General features: G+C 71.1%; 1 protein-coding gene and 1 pseudogene. One reads left to right on the forward strand and one right to left on the reverse strand.

The genetic code is table 11. From position 1 onward, the window contains the following. On the forward strand, positions 1–906 hold a 906-nt coding region (locus ACFU6K_RS39490), incomplete at its 5' end, for a Crystal protein ET79 (RefSeq protein WP_380671571.1). Positions 907–933: 27 nt separating this feature from the next. Here the strand turns inward: ACFU6K_RS39490 and ACFU6K_RS39495 are convergent. Beyond that, a pseudogene (locus ACFU6K_RS39495) lies at positions 934–1123 on the reverse strand (HAD family hydrolase); the annotation flags it as partial.

The raw sequence follows: 1123 nt of genomic DNA on the forward strand, positions 1-1123 counted from the left end.
GGTCTGGGCCGCACGGCCGCGGGCGCCCTCACCGCCGTGCTGATGGCGGCCGGAGCGGTCGCCCTCGCCCCGTCCGCGCAGGCCGCGGCCGGACCGGCCGGGCCGCAGGCCTCGGCGGCGCAGCGCCCGGCCGCCGAGAGCGCGGCGGCGAACGTGCCGCTGGTCGCCGCGGACCGTTCCACGAAGGTCACGCTCTCCAACGGCAGCGGGTCCGGCCTGACCAAGACGTGGGACAAGCTCGACCACGGCTGCTGGACGAACGACATGCTGCCGTCCGACTACATCCCCAACACGAAGTCCTCCAGCTGGCAGAGCGAGTCCTGCGGGTTCGCGACCGGGACCGAGGGCAACATCACGTACGCGCTCGACAACGGCGGCGAGGTCAAGCTGCACTGGAACAACCCGTACTGGGGCAGCAACGACTACAGCTGCTCCGTCCCGGACGGGTACACCTGTTCCAGGAGCGGCGGCAGCGGGGACAACACCTCGGTCACCTTCAGCATCGGGCGCAGCTGGGGCAAGGCCGCCGCCGCGGAGATGCCCAGCCTCACCAGCGCCTCCCGGAGCACGAGCATCAACCTGACCAACAACTCGGGGAAGCTGCTCACCCGCTCCGGTGCGAGCCTGCAGTGGGGGATCTGGTCCGACGGCATGATGCCGCCCTCGATGGTCCAGCCCGGTGTCACCGCGAAGTGGGCGAGCGAGTCGGAGGGCGTGATGACCGGCACCGAGGGTGAGGTCAGCTTCAACGTGGCCGGGGAGCAGAACCCGGTCAAGGTGCACTGGAACAACCCCTACTGGGGCAGCAACGGCTACAGCTGCGACGCCCCGGCCGGGTACAAGTGCACCTGGCAGGGCGGCGGTGGCGACAACGCGGCGGTCTCCTTCACCGTGTCGAAGTCCTGACGCCGAAGTCCCGAACGCGCCAGGCCGAACCTCGGCCAGGGGGGCGCATTCGGCGGCCAGGGTGCGCCGTACCTGGGCGTGCCAGTCCCAGTCGGTCTCGCCGTCCACCAGCAGATGTCCGCCGTTGGCGCAGATCGCGTACGGGGCGGGGCGGCCGGGGAAGCTGATGCGCCGGTACTGCTTGCGGGTGCGGGTGGTGGTCGGGACGAACACGGCG

The sequence above is a fragment of the Kitasatospora sp. NPDC057512 genome (genome assembly GCF_042802135.1).
In the GTDB taxonomy this organism is placed as follows: domain Bacteria; phylum Actinomycetota; class Actinomycetes; order Streptomycetales; family Streptomycetaceae; genus Kitasatospora.